The organism is Mesorhizobium sp. LNHC252B00 (assembly GCF_000502955.1).
Taxonomy (GTDB): Bacteria; Pseudomonadota; Alphaproteobacteria; order Rhizobiales; family Rhizobiaceae; genus Mesorhizobium.
The window spans coordinates 76,526-97,596 of sequence record NZ_AYWO01000008.1; the positions used below are offsets into that span (position 1 = coordinate 76,526).

The window sequence follows — 21,071 nt, forward strand, 5'->3', positions numbered from 1 at the left end:
CGCCCTCGACACCCTATGCTACATGAACGCCGGGCGCGCGAAAGTCCGCGCACCGCACCCGCTTCAGATGGTTTCCGAGAGTTACATGTCCGACAAGGTCGTCACCCGTTTTGCTCCCTCGCCCACCGGCTACCTGCATATAGGCGGCGCGCGCACGGCGCTGTTCAACTGGCTGTATGCAAGGCACACCGGCGGCACGATGCTGCTGCGCATCGAAGATACCGATCGCGAACGCTCCAACGACGCGGCGACGGCTGCCATTCTCGACGGACTTTCCTGGCTCGGCCTGACCTGGGACGGCGAGCCGGTGTCGCAGTTCGAGCGCGCGCCGCGCCACCGCGAGGTGGCCGAGGAACTCGTGCGCCTGGGCAAGGCTTATTATTGCTATGCCACGCCGGCCGAACTGGAGGCGATGCGCGAGGCCGCCAGAGCCAAAGGCCTGCCGCCCCGCTATGATGGCCGCTGGCGCGACCGCGCCCCCTCAGAGGCGCCTGCAGGCGACAAGGGTGCCATCCGCATCAAGGCGCCGACCGAGGGCGAGACGATTGTCCATGACCGTGTCCAGGGCGAGGTACGCTTCCCCAACAAGGATCTCGACGATTTCATCATCCTGCGTTCGGACGGCAATCCGACCTACATGCATGCAGTCGTCGTCGACGATCATGACATGGGCGTCACCCATATCATCCGCGGCGACGATCATCTGACCAACGCCGCGCGCCAGACTGTGATCTACAACGCCATGGGCTGGGCCGTGCCCTCGATGTCGCACATCCCGTTGATCCACGGTGCCGATGGCGCCAAGCTGTCGAAGCGGCATGGCGCGCTCGGCGTCGAAGCCTATCGTGCCATGGGTTATCTGCCGGAGGCATTGCTGAACTACCTGGCGCGCTTGGGCTGGAGCCACGGCGACGACGAGATCATGTCGATCGACGATATGATCTCCTGGTTCGACATCGGTGACGTCAACAAAAGCGCGGCCCGATTCGACTTCGCCAAGCTGGAGGCGATCAACGGCGCGCATATGCGCCGCATGAGCGATGCCGAGCTGTTCGATATCTTCATCGCCACCCTGCCCTATCTCGAAGGCGGCCCGGCGATGGCCGCGCGCCTGAACGACAGCAACAAGGCGCAGCTGCTGGCCGCGTTGCCGGGCCTTAAGGAGCGAGCCAAGACGCTGGTCGAACTCGTCGATGGTGCTGCCTTCCTGTTTGCCACCCGGCCACTACCGATCGACGACAAGGCGGCCCTTCTGCTCAATGACGATGCCCGCAAGATCCTGCGCGGCGCTCACGAAGCTTTGAATGGGCTTACAAGTGATTGGACGGCCGCCTCGGCGGAGGCCGCGATCCGCGAGGTTGCCATGGCTGGTGGCCACAAGCTCGGCGCCGTGGCCCAACCTCTGCGCGCCGCTTTGACCGGCAAAAGCACCTCGCCGGGCGTGTTCGATGTGCTTGCCGTGCTCGGCCGCGAGGAAAGCCTGGCGCGCATAGAAGACCAAATCGATTAGGAGCAAACTGGCCCAAGAAGATTGGCATTGAAAGGCGGGTTTCGCAGTGCAACATTAGGCCTTGGCCCAATCTGGCACGCACCTCCTGAAATGCGGTGGCGAATACGCGCATTGCGGTGATCTCAACGTGTCGCTCTGCGGAATTTTTGCCTTTGCCGGCATGAGGAAACAAGAAGGAGTTTGCAATGACCGACGCTGCTAAAAAACTGGACTTGGGCGGCAAGGGCCAGGAGGCCACGGCAACGCTTGCATTCGCCGGCAAGACCCATGAATTCAAGGTGAGAAGCGGTTCTGTCGGGCCTGACGTCATCGACATCGCTTCGCTCTACACCACCACCGGGGCCTTCACCTACGATCCCGGCTTCACCTCGACCGCAAGCTGCGAATCCGAAATCACCTTCATCGACGGCGACGCCGGCATACTGCTGCATCGCGGCTACCCGATCGACCAGTTGGCCGAACACGGCGACTTCCTCGAGGTCTGCTATCTCCTGCTCTACGGTGAATTGCCGACCAAGGCGCAGAAGGACGATTTCGATTACCGCGTGACGCGCCACACCATGGTGCACGAACAGATGTCGCGCTTCTTCACCGGCTTCCGCCGCGACGCGCACCCGATGGCCGTGATGTGCGGCGTGGTCGGCGCGCTGTCGGCTTTCTATCACGATTCCACCGACATCTCCGACCCGTATCAGCGCATGGTGGCGTCGATGCGGCTAATCGCCAAGATGCCGACGATCGCCGCGATGGCCTACAAATACCACATCGGCCAGCCCTTCATTTACCCGAAGAACGAGCTGAATTTCGCCGCCAATTTCCTGCATATGTGCTTTGCCGTGCCATGCGAGGAATACAAGATCAACCCGGTGCTGGCGCGCGCCATGGAGCGCATCTTCATCCTGCATGCCGATCACGAGCAGAATGCCTCGACCTCGACCGTTCGGCTCGCCGGCTCTTCTGGCGCCAACCCGTTCGCGTGCATCGCCGCCGGCATTGCTTGCCTGTGGGGGCCGGCCCATGGCGGCGCCAATGAAGCGGCGCTCAACATGCTGGGCGAGATCGGCCATGTCGATAATATCCCGGAGTTCATCGCCCGCGCCAAGGACAAGAACGACCCGTTCCGGTTGATGGGCTTCGGCCACCGCGTCTACAAGAACTACGATCCGCGCGCCAAGATCATGCAGAAGACGGCGCACGAGGTTCTGGGCGAGCTCGGCATCAAGGACGATCCGCTGCTCGACATCGCTATGGAACTGGAGAAGATCGCGCTGACCGATCCCTATTTCATCGAGAAGAAGCTCTACCCGAATGTCGACTTCTATTCCGGAATCACGCTGAAGGCGCTGGGCTTCCCCACCACGATGTTCACCGTGCTGTTCGCGGTCGCCCGCACCGTAGGCTGGATCGCGCAGTGGAAAGAGATGATCGAGGATCCGCGCCAGAAGATCGGCCGCCCGCGCCAGCTCTACACCGGCGCGCCGGAGCGCGACTACGTGCCGATCGCCAAGCGGTGATGGGAGCGAATAGCGAATAGCCAGTAGCGAATAGGGACTTTTATATAGGGCATAGCGTTGGTTTCCCGCTAAACAACGCTAAGGGGGAACGAAGCTTGAACATCGTCATGCTGCCCGCTGTTTCGCGGACAGATTGAGAGCTTTCCGGCCGGCTGCTTTGGCTGCTCGATCCCAAAGGAAGTCGCCGGAGAAGGCAATATGCTCCCACCCGCTCGGCCGAATTCACATCCATGACCCAAACGAGCCATTCCGACAGGTAAGCTCGAATGTCTTGAATGTGGTAGAATACGATATTGGTCAACCGTCGCCGCATCAGCCATCAATGAACGCGCGGAAAATAGGGATTTGCTGAGTGCTGGTGAGGTCAGTTTCTTATCGGAACAACCAATGCTATGTTCCGCCGGGGCCAGGCCAACAATGGACCGCAAGCTTTCCGCGATTCTAGCCGCAGATGTAGTGGGCTATTCGTCTCTGATGGAGCGCGACGAGGCCGGTACATTCGAGCGCCTTCGTGCCGGACGCAAAGAGCTGTTCGAACCCGAAATCGCTCGCCACCACGGCCATATCTTCAAGCTGATGGGCGATGGGATGCTGGCCGAATTCGGCAGTGTCGTCGATGCCGTCGAATGTGCAGTGTCGCTGCAGCGCGGCCTGTCCGAGCGCAACGCCTCGCTTCCCGAGTCGGAACAGATCCTGGTGCGGATCGGTATCAACCTCGGCGAGGTGATCGTTGACGGCGACGACCGGTATGGCGATGGGGTCAACATCGCGGCCAGACTTCAGCAGTTAGCGGAACCGGGCGGCATCTGCGTCTCGGGAAAAGTGGCCAAGGAGGTCGAGAGGAAGCTAGCGTTCACATTTGCGTCAATGGGCGAACAGAGGGTTAAGAACATCACCGAACCAGTTCGGGCGTATCGCGTACTGCTTGATCCAGCGGCAGCGGGCAAGACCCTCCATGCTCGCCGCCAGCCGCGCGCCTGGCGTCTTCCAGTCACGGCGGGTGTTCTCGTCCTGGCTCTCGGCCTTGCAGTAGCATGGTGGCAGCCGTGGGAGAGGCCTGCACAGCTTGCCGTTCCGACCGTCAGCGAGGCAGCCGACACCCGGGCCTCGCTAGTCGTCCTGCCCTTCGACAATCTCAGCGACGACAAGGAACAAGAATATCTCGCCAACGGCTTCACCGAGGATCTGACGACCGCACTGGCGCGTGTGCCGGGTCTTTTCGTCTTCTCCCCCAACGCGGCCTCCGCTTACAAGGACAAGGACCCAAAGCCGGCGGAGATTGCGGCGGCATTGGGCGTCCGGTACCTGCTGAAAGGCTCGATTCGCCGCGTCGGCGACGACATGCGCATCAATGCGCAGCTGATCGATGGCTCGACTTCCAGACATCTCTGGGCGGAGCGTTTCGACGGCCGGTGGGCAGACGTATTCGCGCTGCAGGACAGCGTTGTCAGCAGCATCGCGGGTGCGCTCCAGCTCCGCCTGGTGAGCGGCGCGCCGGCTACCCGGGCCGGAGGCACCAGTAATCCCGAGGCCTATGAGGCCTATCTCAAGGGGATGGACATCTACAACCGTATCAACACGCCCGAGGAGTTTGCGCAGGCTGTGAAGTATTTCCAGCAAGCCGTGCAACTCGACCCCGATTTCGGCGCGGCGTACGCCCAGCTCGCCTGGGCCTACTGGGACGCGGATGTCGGTCGGGTCGTAGTAATGGGGCTTACGACCGACGTGGCCCAGGGCAAGATCTATGAAACCCTGGAAGCGGCGGCCAGGTATCCTTCGCCGGGCTACTATCAGCTCGTCGCCGAGTTGATGGTCCGCGAGCACGACTCGGACGACGCAGTTACCGTTCTTCTGAAGTCGGTGGCGCTAGATCCCAGCGATACTTGGAATTATCTCTCGCTGGCCAATGCTCTGAATTTCAACGGCAGGCCGAAGGAAGTGCTTAGCTATCTCGATGCGGCTGCGCGCGTCGACCCAAACTCGTGGATGGACTACAGGCGCTACCAAGCCGGACTGGCCGAGTTCGGCCAGGAGAAGTTTGAGGACGCGGTTCGCTCTATCGAGAAGATGGACCTTATATCGGCCGATCCACGGGCGAAATTTTATGCCCTGCAGGTCCTTATTTCGGCCTATGGGCATCTTGGGCGCACAGACCAGGCCGCGGCGGCTTTGGAAACGCTTAGGAAGGTTGTTGCGCAGAGAATGGAATGGGAGCCGAGCCAGTTGATGACCCAGGATTACATGGTGTTCAAGAATACAGCCGATATCGAACGCCTTTTGGCCGGGCTGACCAAGGCAGGTGTGCCAGAGCTGTCGGCATTGGCAAAGGCAGGCATGAATCCGAAGGACCGGCTCACAGGGGCGGAAATAAAGTCTCTCATGTTCGGGCACGAAACGCGCGGAAAATTGGTAATGCCCACGTTCCTGCCGATGCAGCGCACAACCTCGGTCGACGGCGCCGTCAGCGAGACCGTTGGCCAGAGGAGCCGCGTAGGAACCTCGTGGGTGCAAGGCGATTTCTTGTGCAACGCCTTTCCCATAGAACTGACAAGCTGTGGGGCGATTTTTCGCAATGTGTTCAGGACGCCAGGGCGCGACGACGAATACAAGGCCGTTTACCGCGGGGACCAGTTCGAGTTTTCGGTCGTCAAGTGAACTCCAAAATGCCGCAAAAGCCCGAAAGTCTGCTTGCGGATATACATGCGACCTTGTTCGCCATAACCGCAAATGACCGGAAGTGGCGCTGCTTGCTCGTTCCCACCGACGAGAGAAGGGCAACGTTCCACCCACAGAGAAGTTCAGCACACCATCCGGTTCGTGTTCGCGATTTGATCTCCCTTGGCGTTGTTTAGCGGGAAACCAACGCTATGCCCTCATATAGACCGAGGCGGTGAGAACGGCCTTCTTCCTATTCGCTATTCGCTCTCTTAATGTACCGCATCACGACCTGCGCAGCGATCTCTCCGGATGGCTTCTCGGTCGCCATGCGCCGCGTGATCTCGGCGAAGCCTTGCTTCTGCCAGGCCCGCATGCCGCTGTCGGCAAACAGCGCCTCCAATTGCCGAGCCAAATTGTTCGGCTTGACGTACTCATTGTAGAATTCAGGGATCAACGCTCGATCCGAGATCAGATTGGGCAGCAGTGCCGACCAGACCGAAACCATATACGGCGCGACGACGCGCGCGACAGGATCGAGCCGATAGCAGGAGATCATCGGCACACCGGCCAGCGCCAGTTCCAGGGACACCGTCCCGGACGCGATGAGTGCGGCATCGGCTTTGCCGAACGCTTGCCATTTGCGCTGCGGATCGATGATGATCTCAGGCTTTTCATCCCAACGGTTTACCGAGGATTTGACCAGGTCGGCGACATGCGGAACTGTCGGCAGCAACAGCCGCAGGCGGTGCCCGCGCGCGCGCAGCATCGACCCGGTTTCGACAAACGGATCGAGCAGCCGACGCACCTCGCCGCGCCGCGAGCCGGGCAGAACGAGCAGCGTCTTCACGCGGTCCGCAGCAAGGTCGCGCGGCAGGTCCTGTGCCTTGGCCGCGCTGAGCACGCCCGCATCATGCATGAGGCGATGCCCGACATAGGTGCCCAGGGGGCCGCCCAGCCGCTCAAGCTCCTTCACCTCGAACGGCAGGATGCAGAGGATATGGTCGACATAGGGCTTCATCGCCGCCGCCCTGCCCGGCCGCCACGCCCAGACGCTCGGGCAGACATAGTGGATGATCGGGATCGATGGATTGGCCGCACGGACCTTTTTGGCGACGCGCAACGAAAAGTCCGGGCTGTCGATGGTGATGAGGCAATCAGGCTTCTCGTCCGCAACGCTCCTGGCCAGCTCGTTGATCCGCCGCATCAGCCGCGGCAGGTCGCGCAGGATGGCGCTGAAGCCCATGAGGGCGATCTCACCGGCATCGAATGGCGGGACCAGTCCCTGTGCCTGCAAATGGCGACCGCCGAGGCCGACGAGTCGCACGTCGCGCCCGGTAGCCTGCTTGAGCGAACGCACGATGTCGGCACCGAGCAGATCGCCGGACTCCTCGCCGGCAACGATTGCGATCTTCAATGCCCTGTCAACCATTGCGTGGCTCCGTCGCGGCAGGCAGACCAATGACGAACAGACCAAGCGCGTTGGCGCGCGCGATGGTTTCCGGGCCTTCGAGAACCAGCGAACGTCCCGCTTCCACGGCAATGCCGGCAAGCCCGGCCGCATGCACGGCTTCGACCGTTTGCGGGCCGATGGAGGGAAGATCCGCGCGCAGTTCCTGACCAGGCTTGGCGCACTTGACCAGGACACCGCGGGTCTTGCCGGCAATACGGCCGTGGCCACGCAGCAGCTTCGCACGGTCGAGCAGTCCTGCTGTTCCCTCGATACCTTCCAACGCGATGGTCCGGCCGCCGACGGCGATCGCCGCCTGGCCAATATCGAGCGCCCCTATGGCCTTTGCCGCCGCAAGGCCGGCCTCGATGTCGCGCCAGTCGGATTTCCTTGGCGAGGCTTTCGTCAGCACGCCTTCGGCAGCGACAAGGTTCGGCACGATCTCATGGGCGCCGACGACCTTTATTCCCCGCGCTTCGAGGCCTCGCGCCAAGACCTTCAGCAGGCCATCATCGCCACGCGCCAGCGCCGCGACAACGACCGGTATCACTGCGAGCAGACCGAGACTTGGACGCAGCTGTGTCAGTCTTGGCCGGCGCTTGATCTCCCCGGCAAGCACCAGATGGGTGATCCGGTGCCGCCGCAGCAACGATATCAGCGAGCCGATGCCTTCCAGAGCGAGGCTTTCATGCTCATACCGGGAGAGCTCCGCCGTGCGGTCGACCTCGCCGTCCATCAGGATGACAAAGGGCGGATAGCCTTGTTCAGCCGAACCGGCCGCGACCTCTACGGGCAGACTGCCACCGCCGGCGATAATGCCGACCCTGGCGCCTGGCGGGAGATCAAGACGCGCTGCCGCTGTCTCAGTCTTCGTCATCGACATCGTCGCCATCGCCGCCCTTGAGCGACGGCACAGCGTAGTGCCGCTTGCCGCGACTGGAGATGAAATCGATGATTTTCATGGCGGTCGGCGAAGACGCGAACTCCGCCTTGGCGAATTCGATGTTCTCGCCAACTGTGCGGGAACGGTCGAAGATCATCCTGTAGGCCTTGCGCAGCACATGGATCTCGGACCTCGGCAGGCCGGAGCGCTTCAGGCCTATGATGTTGAGGCCGCGCAGGCTGGCACGGTTGCCGACCGCGATGGCATAGGGAATGACGTCGCCGACGATCGCCGAGCAGCCGCCCAGAAAGGCGTTGTCGCCGATGCGGACAAACTGATGCACGGCGGTCAGCCCACCGATATAGACATTGTTGCCGACCTCGCAGTGGCCGCCCAGCGTCGCGCCGTTGGCGAACGTCGCGTTGTTGCCCACCACGCAATCATGGGCGATGTGGGCGTAGGCAAGGAAATTGCCATTGTCGCCGACCGTCGTCTCGCCGCGGCTGGAATCGGTGCCGAGATGCATGGTCACGCCTTCGCGGATCGTGCAGTTCTGGCCGATGACCAGGGTGGTGCGGCCGCCCCTGTGCTTGGTGTTCTGTGGTGGGGCGCCCAATGTCGCCATTGGGTAGACCTTGGTCGAAGCACCGATTGAAGTCGCGCCCATTACCGAGATATGACTGACCAGTTCGACGCCGTCGCCGATCACGACATCGGCGCCGACGTGGCAGAACGGTCCGATGCGCACACCGTCGCCGATTTGGGCGCCTTCCTCCACAACGGAAGAAACATGGATGGATGTCTTGATTTTCATAAGCATTCGATCGTCAGTCGCTGGTGACCATCATGGCTGAAATCTCGGCCTCGGCCGCCTTGGCGCCGTCGACCATGGCTTCACAAGCGAATTTGAGCAGATTGCCGCGTTTCTTGATTTTCTTGACATAGATCTTCAACTGGTCGCCGGGGACGACCGGTTTGCGGAATTTGGCGTTGTCGATGGTCAGGAAATAGACCAGCGACGGCTTTTCAGTCCCGAGGCTACGGATGCAGATGGCACCAGCCGTCTGCGCCATCGCTTCGACGATAAGCACACCTGGCATCACAGGCTGCTCTGGAAAATGCCCCTGAAAATGTGGCTCGTTTATGGTCACGTTCTTGATGCCAACGGCGGACTCGTCGCCATCGATGTCGACGATGCGATCGATCATCAGGAACGGATAGCGGTGCGGCAAGAGCTTTATCAGCCCCATAATGTCGACCGCTTCCAGCGTCGTCGACGCGATCATGTCAGCCATTGCCTCCCTCGCCCTTTTTGCGGCTCCTGGCGAGCTTGCGCAGCATGGCTATCTCCCGCATGGCTTCCGCCATCGGCTGTGCCGGATAACCGCCCCAGATCTCGCCTGCAGGGACATTGCTCATAAATCCACTTCTGGCGGCAAGTTTGGCCCCTGTCCCGATGGTTAGGTGATCCGCAAGCCCGACGCCACCGCCCATAGTGACGTTGTCACCCACGACCACGGACCCAGAAATACCCGAAAGCCCGGCGATTATGCAATTGCGGCCGATGCGAACGTTATGGGCGATCTGCACGAGATTGTCGATTTTGGTACCCTGGCCGATGATCGTATCGGACATGGCGCCGCGATCGACGGTGGTGTTGGAGCCGATCTCGACGTCGTCCTGAATGACGACACGGCCGATCTGCGGCACGCGTTCCGGGCCCTTGGCGCCACCGACGAAGCCAAAACCATCCTGGCCGATCCTGGCACCGCCATGGATGATGACGCGGTTGCCGATCAAGGCATACTGGATGCTGGCGCCCGGACCGACATAACCGTCGCGGCCGATCTGGCAGGATTGTCCGATGACCGCATTGGGCGCGATGACGGTACCGCTGCCGATCGACGCTCCCGGCCCGATGACCGCTCCGGCCTCGACGATGGCACCTGCTTCGACATGCGCGGTGACATCGACATGAGCATGCGGCGAGACACCGGTTTCACTGGTCATCGGTCCTGGCGTCGCCGCCCTAGGAAACAGAAGGCGTCCGACCAGCGCGAAGGCCTGCTGCGGACGGGCATGAACCAGAACGGCCATGCCGGCCGGCGCCTTGCCCGCAAATTCCGCCGGACACAGCACCGCGGCCGCCCGCAGCGACGGCATCAGCGCGGAATTACGCCTGCCGTCGACAAATACGAGCGCATTCTCGCCGCCCTCGCTGGCCGGCGCGAGCGCATCGATGAAAATATCGGATTGGCCGGAATCGACAAGCACCGAGCCGGTCAGATTCGCGACTTCGCCCGCCGTATACCGGCGTGATGGCGCGAAGAACACCGGATCGGTCATTCCAGAAGCTATATCCAGCTAGATCGGAACATTTTCTCCCGGACCTTAAAGACCCGGGAGCATCGTTGGCCACCGATCAGAAGCGGGTCGATATGCCGAAGTTGAATTCCTGCACATCGTCGCGCGCTTCCTTCTTGACCGGGATCGCATAGTCGATACGGATCGGACCGAACGGCGACGCCCACATCAGGCCGAGGCCGACCGAGGCACGCAACTTCATACCGACCGAGTCCTGAGTGACTCCAGCGGTGTCGACCTTGCTTCCATAGAGCGTTGCCGCGTCGGCGAATACCGCGCCACGCAAGCCGAAGCTTTCCGGCACGACCGGCAACGGAAACTGGGCTTCTGCGGAGGCATTGAAATAGGTCGTGCCGCCGAGATGGTCACCCGTGTTGACGTCTACAGGACCGATGCCGCCATAGGCGAAGCCACGGATCATGCGGTCGGAGCTTTGGAACTGATCGAAGATCCGCAAACCATCGCTGCCGTATCCTACAACATGGCCAGCGCCACCTGAAATGAGCCCGACCAGGTCGTACTGCTCCGACAGCGTCTGGTAGATACTGCCGCGCCCCGTGACCTTCACGAACTTGGCATCACCGCCGAGGCCTGCGACTTCCACCGTCGTGGTGGCGTAGATACCCTCGTGCGGGCTCTTCATATCGTCGATGGTGTTGTAGACCAGCCCGAGGCTGACCGACGACTTGATCCAAGGGCTTTGTTCGATGCCGTCTAGGATAGCCGTGGAAACGTCGCAGCCGGCGTTGGGATCGCAATCATCATCCAGCTTATATTTCTCTTGCGAGATGTTGTAGGCCAACTGGGTCGAGATGCTGTCCGTGATCGGCAGACCGAAGCGAACGGTCGCACCCGTGGTGTCGCTGTCGTAGTGATCGTAGTTCCGGGTCTGCTTAAAGATGTCGAAGCCGGCAGCGATACGCCGTCCGAGGAAATAGGGCTCGGTGAAGGACAGGCTGTAATCGCGCGAATTCTTGCCGCCGCCTGCCGACACCTTGATGAACTGGCCACGACCAAGGAAGTTGCGCTCGGTGATCGACCCTTCGACGGATGGGCCAGCCGTATCGCCACCGGTCGAATAGCCAGCACCAACCGAGAATTCACCGGTCGACTTCTCGACCACGTCGACCACCAGAACGACCTGGTCAGGCTGCGAGCCCGGAACGGTCGAGATATCGACTTTGTCAAAGTAATTAAGGTTTTCCAGACGCTTCTTCGCGCGCTGGATGAGCACCTGGTTGAAGGCGTCGCCCTCACTGACGTCAAACTCGCGACGGATGACATAATCGCGCGTGCGGTCGTTGCCACGGATCTCGATGCGCTCGATATAGGCTTTGGTGCCTTGGTCGATCGTGTAGACCACCGAAATGGTGTGGTTTTCGAAATTGCGGTCGCCGCGTGGCGTCACCTGCGCGAAGGCATAGCCGGAACCGGCCACCTTCTCGGTCAGGGCAATGATGGAATCCTCGACGTCCTTGGCGTTGTAGACGTCGCCCTTGCGGGTCTCGATCACCGATTCCAGTGCCTTGCCGTCTACTTCCGGGATCGTGCTTTCGACGCTGACGTCACCGAATGTGTAGCGGTCGCCTTCCTGGACGGTGATGGTGACCGTGTACTTGTTCGTCGCGCTGTCGAGCTCGCCGACTGCGGACACGACCTGGAAGTCGGCATAGCCGTGATTGTAGTAGAAACGGCGCAGCAGCTCCTGGTCGGCGCGCAGCTTATCCTCGTCATAGACGTCGTCGCGCAGGATGAACGATACCCACGACGAACGCTTGGTATTGATCACATCCGACAGGCGGCGGCTCGAATAGGCGCTGTTGCCGACGAAATTGATCGCCGCGATCTGCGTACGTTCGCCTTCGGTGATGTTGAAGACCACGTTCACGCGGTTGTCGCCGAGCTGCATGACCTGCGTGGTCACCGTCACATCGTCCCGGCCGATACGTTTGTAGGCAGCCTTGATCGATTCGACGTCGGCATCGAGCGTTGCCTGCGAGAACGTCCCGCGCGGCTTCAGCTGCACCGCCGCCGCAAGCGCATTGTCCTTGAGCTTCTTGTTGTTCTGGAACAGCACCTGGTTGACGACCTGGTACTCGGCAACCTTGACCACCAGGGTCGATCCGACCTGGTTGATCTGCACATCCGAGAACAGGCCGGTGCCGAACAGCGCCTTGATGGCGCTGTCGATATCGGAACTGGAGAACGCCTTGCCCGGCTTGATGGTGATGTAATTGCGGATTGTCTCAGCGTCGATACGCTGGTTGCCGCTCACTTCGACTCTGCTGACGACAGCGGCTTCGGCCGCCGATGTGGCAACGAACTGCACTGCGAGAGCGCCTGACACGACAAGAGCCGCGGACAGGGTCACCGCGGAAGCGGCGCTCAGAAACTTGGATGCTGCCTTCATCGGGCTTAATAACCTTTTCTCGTAGTCCCCACGGCGAGAAAACCGGACGTGCGGTAATTTCCCCTACCGTATTAACCGGATTTTCCCTACACGCAAGGCTTCTGGTTAATTTGTATTTACTTAGCCTTGCGGCGTGGCTTTCGCGTCACTCATATCCCCGTGCATGGTAAACGGCGTCTCAACATCGGCCATGCAGAAGCCGAATTTCTTCATGATTTCAGCATCCAAACAGATCGTTCCAGAAAACGAACCCCATGAAGCACAGCACCAGAAGCAACCCGGCCCGATAGGCCATTTCCATCATCCGTTCCGACACCGGACGGCGAATGACGGCCTCCACCCCGTAGAACAGGAGATGGCCGCCGTCGAGGGGGGGAATCGGCAAAAGGTTGAGAAACCCGATGCCAACCGACAGCATTGCAACCAGCTGCACGAGCCATTCGAATCCCAGTTTCGCCGCCTTGCCGGCCATGTCCGCGATCTTCACGGGGCCGCCCAGCTGACATTTGTCCTCGCGCCCAACGACAAAGCGCTGCAGGAACTGGCCGGTGCGCTGGATGACATGCCCGGTTTCCTGGACGGCCGCTGCAACCGCCCCGACGGGTGTGTAGGTGACGAGTCGCGGCTGGCCGAGTTCCTTGTTGTTGACAACGCCGATCACGGCGACCTTGACCTTGTTGCCGAGCGCGTCTTCCTGTTCCATTAGCCGCGGCGCCGCGGTCACCGTGACCTCCTTGCCGCCGCGCAGCATGACGAAGGTAATAATGTCGTCGGCGCGGCCCGAGACCAGGCGCTGGACGTCGCCAAAGGTTTCGACCTTGTTGCCGTCGACGCTGACGAATCGATCGCCGGGCAGGATGCCGGCCTTCGCCGCCGGGCTGTCGGCCGTCACCTCGGCCACCATCGGCTCCGCGACATAACGGCCATAGGCAGTGAACAGCACGGCAAAGACGACGATCGTCAGCAGGAAATTGAACACTGGCCCGGCCACCACTGTTGCCGCGCGCTTCCAGATCGGCTGCGTGTGAAAGGCGACCTTGCGCTCCTCCTCCGTCAGCGTCTTGAGTTCTTCCGTCGAGGGCTGGCTCGAGGTGGCGCTCATGTCGCCGACGAATTTGACATAGCCGCCAAGCGGTATCGCGCAGAGTTTCCAGCGCGTGCCGTGGCTGTCGTTGAAGCCGAAGAGTTCGGGACCGAAGCCGATCGAGAAGGCCTTGACGCCGATGCCGCACCAGCGCCCGACAAGGTAATGGCCCATCTCATGGACGAATACGACCACGGTCAGCACAAAGAGGAACGGCACCAGCGTGCCGAGGACAAAGCCTTCTGTGCTGAAAAGCGCGTGAAGAATCTCGTTCAAGACAAACCCTCAAATTCTTCCACAGCGCGGATTGCGCCGTGACTGTGACACCAATCCGGGCGAATCCAAGGCGCATCGCGCATCGGACCTGAAATGACACCACTCAAACGGGGAACAGACCCTGCGCCGGATGATCGGCGGTCGCCGAAATCCAGCCAATGACGTATAGGGCGAAAGCCGCCGCGACAAGCCCATCGACGCGATCCATCACGCCACCATGGCCTGGGATCAGCGTACCCGAATCCTTGCGGCCGTGGCGGCGTTTGACCCAGGATTCAAACAGGTCCCCGGCCTGTGAGACAATTGACAACACGAGCGCCACCAGGCTGAGCAACGCCAGGTTGCCGACGCCGGCAGCGGCGCCGAGGATCAACCCCGCGACAACGCCTCCGACAGCGCCGCCGAGCGCGCCGCTGCGTGTCTTGCCAGGTGAGATCGCCGGCGCCAGCTTCGGGCCTCCAACCGCACGGCCAACGAAATACGCAAAAATATCGGTGGCCCAGACGACCGCGAACAGGAACAGGATGGCGACAAGGCCCGAACGGTCACCGTCGCGCAGCAAGGCCAGCGACAGGCCTGAAACGGCAGCATAGGCAAGACCGCTCGCGTCCCATTGCCCGGCCTTGCGAACCGACGCGGCAATCGCCGTTGTGGCAACCATGACCACGACATATGGCAACAGCCAGGACGCGCCAAGGCCGCCAATCAAGGCGCCAATGAAGACAACCAGCAGCGCTTCCGGCAGGAAACCCAGACCCGTGGCCCCGGCCCGGCGCGACATGCGGGTCCATTCATAGAAAATGACCGCAGCGATCACGGCGCACAGCAAGCGGAACGGCATACCGCCGAGCCAGGTCAAGCCAAGGGTGATGATGGCAAGCACGATCGCCGAAATGACGCGCAGCCGGAGATTGCTCATCCCGCGGCCGGTCGCGAAGCGACGTCCTGGGCTCCAAGTCCGCCGAATCGGCGTTCGCGGCCGGCAAACTCACGCAACGCTTCGGCAAGATGCTCGCGGCTGAAGTCGGGCCAATAGCAAGGCAGGAAGACGAGCTCGCTATAGGCGGCCTGCCACAAAAGGAAGTTCGACAGCCGGAGCTCGCCGCTGGTGCGGATGACCAGCTCGGGGTCGGGAATGCCATGCGTGTCGAGGGCGCCGGCAAAGCTTTCGGCTGATATCGCGTCGCTCTCGAGTTCGCCACGCGCCACCGCCGAAGCAAGCTTGCGCGCCGTGCGCACGATCTCGTCGCGTCCGCCGTAGTTGAAGGCGATCACCAGCGTCAGCGATTCATTGGCTGATGTAAGCGATTCGGCCTCGTCGAGCAGCCCCCTGATATCGGGCTGCAGCCCTGCCCTGTCGCCGATGATTCTGATCCGCACGCCACTCTGGTGCAGTTCGGCCAGGTCCCGGCGGATGAACATTTTCAAGAGGCCCATCAGGTCGCTGACCTCGGACTTCGGACGCGACCAGTTCTCCGACGAGAACGCATAGACGGTCAGGTAGGAGATGCCGAGCCCGGGTGCGGCGCGAACCGTCTTGCGCAGCGCCTCGACGCCGGCACGATGGCCCGCAAGACGAGGCATGCCGCGCGCCTTGGCCCAGCGTCCGTTTCCGTCCATGATGATCGCGACATGCGCGGGCGTTGCCATGTTCTCGCTTTCGGGTCAGCCTATGGCCACGACCCTAAACCTGCATGATTTCAGCTTCCTTATCGGAAAGCAGGTGGTCAATGGTGCTGATCGTCTCGTCGGTAAGTTTCTGGACCTGGTCCGAGCGCTTGCGCTGATCGTCTTCGCTGATCTCGCCGTCCTTCTCCGCTTTCTTCAGGAAGTCCATGCCGTCGCGGCGCACATGGCGCGCGGCGACCCGGGCATTCTCGGCATAGGTGTGCGAGATTTTCACCAGTTCCTTGCGACGCTGTTCGTTGAGTTCGGGCAGTGGAATCCTGAGGTTGGTGCCGTCGACGATCGGGTTAAAACCCAGATTGGATTCGCGGATGGCGCGGTCGACCGCGCCGACCATCGACTTGTCCCAGACCGATACCGAGATCATACGAGGCTCCGGCACCGAGACGTTGGCGACCTGATTGATCGGCATCGTGGTGCCATAGGCCTGCACCTGGATCGCATCGAGCAGATTGCTGGAGGCGCGACCGGTCCGCAGCGAAGCCAGATCATGCTTGAACGCTGCGATTGCTCCATCCATGCGCCGCTTGAGATCGTCGTACTCACCACTCATCTTAATCTCCTCGACCCGTCTGACGCGGGTTCACTGCTTCGGGGCCGTGTTCGAGCCTGCTTCCCTTTCTTCGGGATCAGGCCCGGGTCAATCGTCTGTGACGACCGTGCAGCGGCCGCCGCCCCTTAGAATATCGCCGAAACCACCTTTTTCGTGGATCGAATAGACGATTATCGGAATGTTGTTTTCGCGCGCAAGTGCAATCGCTGCCGTATCCATGATGGAAAGGCCGCGATTTATGACTTCGCCATGGCTGATGCGCTCGAAACGTGTCGCATTTGGGTCCTTCTTCGGGTCCGCCGAGTAGACCCCGTCGACCTGGGTGCCCTTGAACAGCGCGTCGGCGCCGATTTCAGCCGCGCGAAGTGCAGCGGCCGAATCAGTGGTGAAGAACGGATTGCCGGTGCCGCCGGCAAAGATCACCACCTTGCCCTGATTCATGTAGCTGGTCGCCTGGCGCTGCGAAAAACTCTCGCAAAGCTCAGGCATGGCGATAGCCGAAAGCACCACGGCGTCGACACCGATCTTGTTCAATGACGTGCGCAGCGCCAGCGAATTGATGACCGTCGCAAGCATGCCCATGTGGTCGCCGGTGACACGGTCGCCGCCCTTGGAAGCAACGGCCACGCCACGAAAGATATTGCCGCCGCCGATGACGACGCCGACCTCGATGCCCAGTGCACGCGCCTCGGCGATGTCGCCGGCGATGCGATCGACGACCGAAACGTCGATGCCGAAATGCTGTTCGCCCATCAATGCTTCGCCCGACGCTTTCAGCAAGACACGTCGGTAGAGGGGCTTCACCGTCATCTGGTCCTCGTCATTTGCGTGTGGCGCGCTCCGGGCGGCAACCCCCGCGCAGTCACCGCCCCGAACAATCGCGTTCCGATACACGAAGGGCGCCGCGATGTCACGCGGCGCCCGACCGGCAAATTGGTGGTAACCTGCCGGATCGATCAGTCGGCGGACACGCTGGCTGGCTCGCCCTCGACAAGCACCGGCGATGCGTAGCCGGAGGGCTTGTCGCCGGTTGCGGCACCGCCTGTGACGCGCGCCTGTATCTGCGGCCCGAAATAGGAATAGGGGAACGACGCGGGCGTTCTGCTGACCGAATCCAGCCGGTCGCGAAGCCCTGGCGGAATCTCGAAGTCCAGCGCGCCAAGATTGTCCTGTATCTGGGCCAGCGTGGTCGCACCAATGATGACGGTGGCGATCCCCGGCTGCGTCGCCACCCAGTTGAGCGCGACCTGTGGCATGCTGCGGCCGAGCTCGGATGCAACCTTCTTGAGTTCGGCCACGATGGCCCAGTTACGCTCAGTGAATTTCTGGAAGCCCGGATGCGTCGAATTGCGGAACCCGTCGAGCCGGCCCACATTTCCGGCCCGGGCCGGCCGATACTTGCCGCTGAGCAGCCCGCTGGCGAGCGGGCTCCAGACCATGATGCCGGCGCCATGGCGCGTGCCGAAAGGCACGAACTCGTTCTCGATCGCGCGTTCGGCCAGGGAATATTCGAGTTGCAGGGCCGAAACCGGCTCATATCCGCGCAGTTCGGCAATCGTCTGCGCGCGCCCCGCATACCAGGCCGGCACATCGGACAGGCCGACATGGCGCACCTTGCCCATCCGCACCAGGTCATCCAGCGTACGCATGACCTCTTCGGCCGGCGTCAGCCTGTCCCACACATGCATGAGATAGAGATCGATATAGTCAGTGCCCAACCGCTTCAGTGAGGCATCAACCGCCCGCATAATGTTCTTGCGGCCATTGCCGCCGGCATTCGGATTGCCCGGCTGCATGTTCATGGTGAACTTGCTGGCGATCACCGCGGTGTCGCGCAAGCCTCGCTCGGCGATGAATTCGCCAAGCCAGGCTTCGGCCGTGCCGCCAGTGTAGAGGTCCGCCGTATCCAAGAAATTTCCGCCCGCCTCGACATAGGCGTCGAACATGGCGCGGGCCGTGTCCCTGTCTGCTCCCCACCCCCATTCCTTGCCGAAAGTCATCGTGCCGAGCGCCAGCCGGCTGACCCTGAGGCCGCTGTTGCCGAGCGTGTAATAGGTCATGGTCATGATCGTCTTCCAATGCTTGCTGGTGAATGCCGTGGCGTCACTGGCCCGCCGTGTCATTGCCCGGGGTTGCCTTGACCCACGGGTTGCCGCGCTCATGCGTCATGTGGAACGCGAAGCCGTCGACCTTCCAGCCGGCGGCGGAGCGCGTCAAGTGATGCTCATAGGTGCCCCAGACTTCCCAAAGCGGGTCGCCATTGCCCTCCATCCGGTTCCAGGCATAGCCGTTCGAACGGACCGTCGCCGTGTTCGCCTGGAGAGCGACCTGATGGTTGGTGCGCAGATGCAGGCTTGTCTTGCTACCCTTGAGGTTGCCGGCCCAGGCGCCGATCAGGTCGTCGGAGGCGATGTTGGCCGCCGGCTGCCCGGACAGGCTGCTGAAATCGGCGGTGACCCGATCCGCGAAATAGCTGCGCGCCAGTTTCCAGTCCTGCGCGTCGACGGCGCGGTCGATGCCATCGGCTATCCGGATGACCGCGCGTTCGTCCGCTAGCGCCTGCCAGCCGGAAGGTTCCGCCCCGCCGGTATCAATGGGCGCCAGCGCCATGCCTGCCGCGAACGTTACGTGCTTCAACGCATACATGTCTCTCCTCCTGATGCCATCAGTCGATCGGCAAAGTGTGGGCGCCGATGTGTTGGCGACAATGTAGACCACTGAATCGGCGTCGATAAGATTGCATAGTTCGCAAAGACAATGCGATATTGCTCATGAATGGACCGCGATCTCCTCATACATTTGCCTGTGATCGTTGCCGTTGCCCGGCGCGGCGGGTTCGCGCTTGCGGCGGCCGAACTCGGCATGAGCCCGTCAGCGGTCAGCCATGCCGTGCGGCTGGTCGAGGAGCGTATCGGCCAGCCCTTGTTCGCACGCACGACGCGCAGCGTTTCGCTGACCGAAGCCGGAAAGGCGTTGGTGGAGACCGCGGCCCCTGCCCTTCAGGATATTGGTGAACGGATCGACCGAATCCGCAGCGTCAAGGGCAGGCCCTCCGGCCTGCTCAGGATCAACGCCTCCACCATCGCGATTCCATTGGCGGTGACGCCTGTCGTCGCGGCGATGGCCGAGCGCTATCCGGACGTTACGGTGGAGATTTTCGCCGACCAGGGGCTGGTCGACATCGTCGGCGAAGGCTTTGATGCGGGCATCCGGCTGGGCGAGATGATCGCGCAGGACATGGTGGCCGTGCGGCTCACGCCTCCGTTCAAAGCCGTCATCGTCGCCTCTCCCGACTATATCGGACGCCGCGGCCGTCCGCGTTGCGTCGCCGATCTCGCCAACCACAATTGCATCGGCTACCGGCTTGTCCGCTCCGGTGCCCTCTATCGCTGGGATTTGACCGAAGATGGCAAGGATGTCGTCATGGAGACCGGCGGTACGACCATCGTCACGGATTCGCTCGCGGCGATTGCCCTGGCGCTTGCCGGAGTGGGCCTTGCCTATATGTTCGAGCCGCTGGCGCGCGCCGATCTTGCGGCCGGCCGCCTGGTGCAGGTTCTGCCGCAGTCGGCAATCGAGGAACCCGGCCTTTTCCTCTATTTCCCGCGCCGGGCGGCGATGGCGCCGAAACTGCGGGCCTTTATCGACACCGCACAAGAAATCGGCCGGACATCCCTGCGGACATCCGGCCGAAAAACGCTTTCGGAATAAAGCGGTAGGAAGTTACTTCTTGACCGCGGCCGCGACTTCCGCCGCGAAGTCGGTCTCTTCCTTCTCGATGCCCTCGCCCAGCGCAAAGCGCAGGTAAGCCGTGATCTTGGCCGGCGCGCCGATGTCCTTCTCGGCATCCGTCAGCGCCTTCTCGACGGTGATGTCGGGATTGAGCACGAAGGCCTGCTTCAGGAGCACGACCTCCTCGTAGAACTTGCGCAGACGGCCTTCGACCATCTTCTCGATGATCGCTTCCGGCTTGCCGGACTGGCGTGCCTGGTCGGAGAAGATCGCCTTCTCGCGTTCGACCGCGGCCGGATCGATCTGCTCAGCGGTCAGCGCCATCGGATTGGTGGCGGCAACATGCATGGCGACCTGACGAGCGAAAGCATGCGCCGCATGCTCGTTGCCGGTGGTCTCGATGGCAACCAGAACGCCGAGCTTGCCGAGACCATCGGCAACCGCGTTGTGGACGTAGGTGGCGACGGCGCCATGCGGAACGGTCAGCTTGGCCGAGCGGCGGAAGCCCATGTTTTCGCCAATGGTGCCGACAGCGTCCTTGATGGTATCGGCTACCGACTTGTCAGAACCCGGATACTTCGCGGCAGCCACGGCTTCTGTCGTGCCATAGGCCAGAGCAACCTTGGCAATTTTGGCGACGATTTCCTGGAACGCGGCATTGCGGGCAACGAAGTCGGTCTCCGAATTGACTTCTACCACGGCAGCCTCGCGAACGCCGGAATCGACGCCGATCAGGCCCTCCGCTGCAGTACGTCCAGCCTTCTTGTCGGCCTTGGAAATACCCTTCTTGCGCAGCCAGTCCACGGCTTCTTCCATGTTGCCGTTGGTCTCGGTCAACGCCGCCTTGCAATCCATCATGCCCGCGCCGGTCAAGTCGCGGAGTTCTTTGACCTGTGCAGCCGAAATGCTCATTGTCGCCTCTTTGGTTTTAAATGCACCGACGCACCATCGATA

General features: G+C 61.8%; 18 protein-coding genes. 4 read left to right on the forward strand and 14 right to left on the reverse strand.

Features of this window, described 5'->3' with window-relative positions:
* Window positions 1-85 precede the first annotated feature (85 nt).
* The 3 genes from gltX to X744_RS156995 all read left to right on the forward strand — a co-directional run bounded on the left by gltX (window position 86) and on the right by X744_RS156995 (window position 5,679).
* Entirely contained in the window at window positions 86-1,510 is a 1,425-nt protein-coding gene (gene gltX / locus X744_RS157005) for a glutamate--tRNA ligase (protein ID WP_023759234.1), read from the forward strand.
* A gap of 185 nt (window positions 1,511-1,695) precedes the next feature.
* On the forward strand, window positions 1,696-3,024 hold the full coding sequence (gene gltA / locus X744_RS157000; protein ID WP_031260182.1) for a citrate synthase: 1,329 nt from the start codon (window positions 1,696-1,698) through the stop codon (window positions 3,022-3,024).
* A 417-nt stretch (window positions 3,025-3,441) separates the two neighbouring features.
* Window positions 3,442-5,679 carry an adenylate/guanylate cyclase domain-containing protein gene (locus X744_RS156995; RefSeq protein WP_023759236.1) on the forward strand — a complete coding sequence of 746 codons (2,238 nt, stop codon included), beginning with the start codon at window positions 3,442-3,444 and terminating at the stop codon, window positions 5,677-5,679.
* A gap of 253 nt (window positions 5,680-5,932) precedes the next feature.
* Here X744_RS156995 and lpxB read toward each other — a convergent pair whose 3' ends face one another.
* The 13 genes from lpxB to X744_RS156930 form a co-directional block, all read right to left on the reverse strand.
* Window positions 5,933-7,111 (reverse strand): lipid-A-disaccharide synthase, encoded by a 1,179-nt coding sequence (gene lpxB, locus X744_RS156990; protein WP_023759237.1) that lies wholly within the window; start codon window positions 7,109-7,111, stop codon window positions 5,933-5,935.
* On the reverse strand, window positions 7,104-8,021 hold the full coding sequence (locus X744_RS156985; RefSeq protein ID WP_023759238.1) for an LpxI family protein: 918 nt from the start codon (window positions 8,019-8,021) through the stop codon (window positions 7,104-7,106). The genes lpxB and X744_RS156985 overlap by 8 nt, the downstream gene beginning before the upstream one ends.
* Entirely contained in the window at window positions 7,993-8,826 is an 834-nt protein-coding gene (gene lpxA, locus X744_RS156980) for an acyl-ACP--UDP-N-acetylglucosamine O-acyltransferase (protein WP_023759239.1), read from the reverse strand. The genes X744_RS156985 and lpxA overlap by 29 nt, the downstream gene beginning before the upstream one ends.
* A gap of 13 nt (window positions 8,827-8,839) precedes the next feature.
* Window positions 8,840-9,307, reverse strand: coding sequence for a 3-hydroxyacyl-ACP dehydratase FabZ (gene fabZ, locus X744_RS156975; RefSeq protein WP_023759240.1), 468 nt, complete (start codon window positions 9,305-9,307; stop codon window positions 8,840-8,842).
* Entirely contained in the window at window positions 9,300-10,358 is a 1,059-nt protein-coding gene (gene lpxD / locus X744_RS156970) for a UDP-3-O-(3-hydroxymyristoyl)glucosamine N-acyltransferase (protein WP_023759241.1), read from the reverse strand. The genes fabZ and lpxD overlap by 8 nt, the downstream gene beginning before the upstream one ends.
* Window positions 10,359-10,434: 76 nt before the next feature.
* Entirely contained in the window at window positions 10,435-12,786 is a 2,352-nt protein-coding gene (gene bamA / locus X744_RS156965; RefSeq protein WP_023759242.1) for an outer membrane protein assembly factor BamA, read from the reverse strand.
* A gap of 217 nt (window positions 12,787-13,003) precedes the next feature.
* On the reverse strand, window positions 13,004-14,146 hold the full coding sequence (rseP, locus tag X744_RS156960; protein WP_023759244.1) for an RIP metalloprotease RseP: 1,143 nt from the start codon (window positions 14,144-14,146) through the stop codon (window positions 13,004-13,006).
* 103 nt (window positions 14,147-14,249) lie between these two features.
* The gene (locus X744_RS156955) at window positions 14,250-15,065 is read right to left on the reverse strand and encodes a phosphatidate cytidylyltransferase (protein WP_023759245.1); all 816 of its coding nucleotides are present in this window, start codon (window positions 15,063-15,065) and stop codon (window positions 14,250-14,252) included.
* On the reverse strand, window positions 15,062-15,796 hold the full coding sequence (locus X744_RS156950) for an isoprenyl transferase (RefSeq protein WP_023759246.1): 735 nt from the start codon (window positions 15,794-15,796) through the stop codon (window positions 15,062-15,064). Before X744_RS156950 ends, X744_RS156955 begins: the two co-directional genes overlap by 4 nt.
* 34 nt (window positions 15,797-15,830) lie before the next feature.
* Window positions 15,831-16,385 carry a ribosome recycling factor gene (frr, locus tag X744_RS156945; protein ID WP_023759247.1) on the reverse strand — a complete coding sequence of 185 codons (555 nt, stop codon included), beginning with the start codon at window positions 16,383-16,385 and terminating at the stop codon, window positions 15,831-15,833.
* Between the two features lie 87 nt (window positions 16,386-16,472).
* Entirely contained in the window at window positions 16,473-17,195 is a 723-nt protein-coding gene (gene pyrH / locus X744_RS156940) for a UMP kinase (protein WP_023759248.1), read from the reverse strand.
* Window positions 17,196-17,341: 146 nt separating this feature from the next.
* A complete protein-coding gene (locus tag X744_RS156935) occupies window positions 17,342-18,451 on the reverse strand; it encodes an aldo/keto reductase (protein WP_023759249.1) in 1,110 nt (369 codons plus the stop codon).
* A gap of 37 nt (window positions 18,452-18,488) precedes the next feature.
* Window positions 18,489-19,031 carry a nuclear transport factor 2 family protein gene (locus X744_RS156930; protein ID WP_023759250.1) on the reverse strand — a complete coding sequence of 181 codons (543 nt, stop codon included), beginning with the start codon at window positions 19,029-19,031 and terminating at the stop codon, window positions 18,489-18,491.
* A 129-nt stretch (window positions 19,032-19,160) separates the two neighbouring features.
* On the opposite strand from X744_RS156930, the gene X744_RS156925 reads away from it, so the two are divergent.
* The gene (locus X744_RS156925) at window positions 19,161-20,096 is read left to right on the forward strand and encodes a LysR family transcriptional regulator (RefSeq protein WP_023759251.1); all 936 of its coding nucleotides are present in this window, start codon (window positions 19,161-19,163) and stop codon (window positions 20,094-20,096) included.
* Between the two features lie 12 nt (window positions 20,097-20,108).
* Here the strand turns inward: X744_RS156925 and tsf are convergent, their stop codons facing one another.
* Window positions 20,109-21,029 carry a translation elongation factor Ts gene (tsf, locus tag X744_RS156920; protein WP_023759252.1) on the reverse strand — a complete coding sequence of 307 codons (921 nt, stop codon included), beginning with the start codon at window positions 21,027-21,029 and terminating at the stop codon, window positions 20,109-20,111.
* Between the last annotated feature and the right edge of the window lie 42 nt (window positions 21,030-21,071).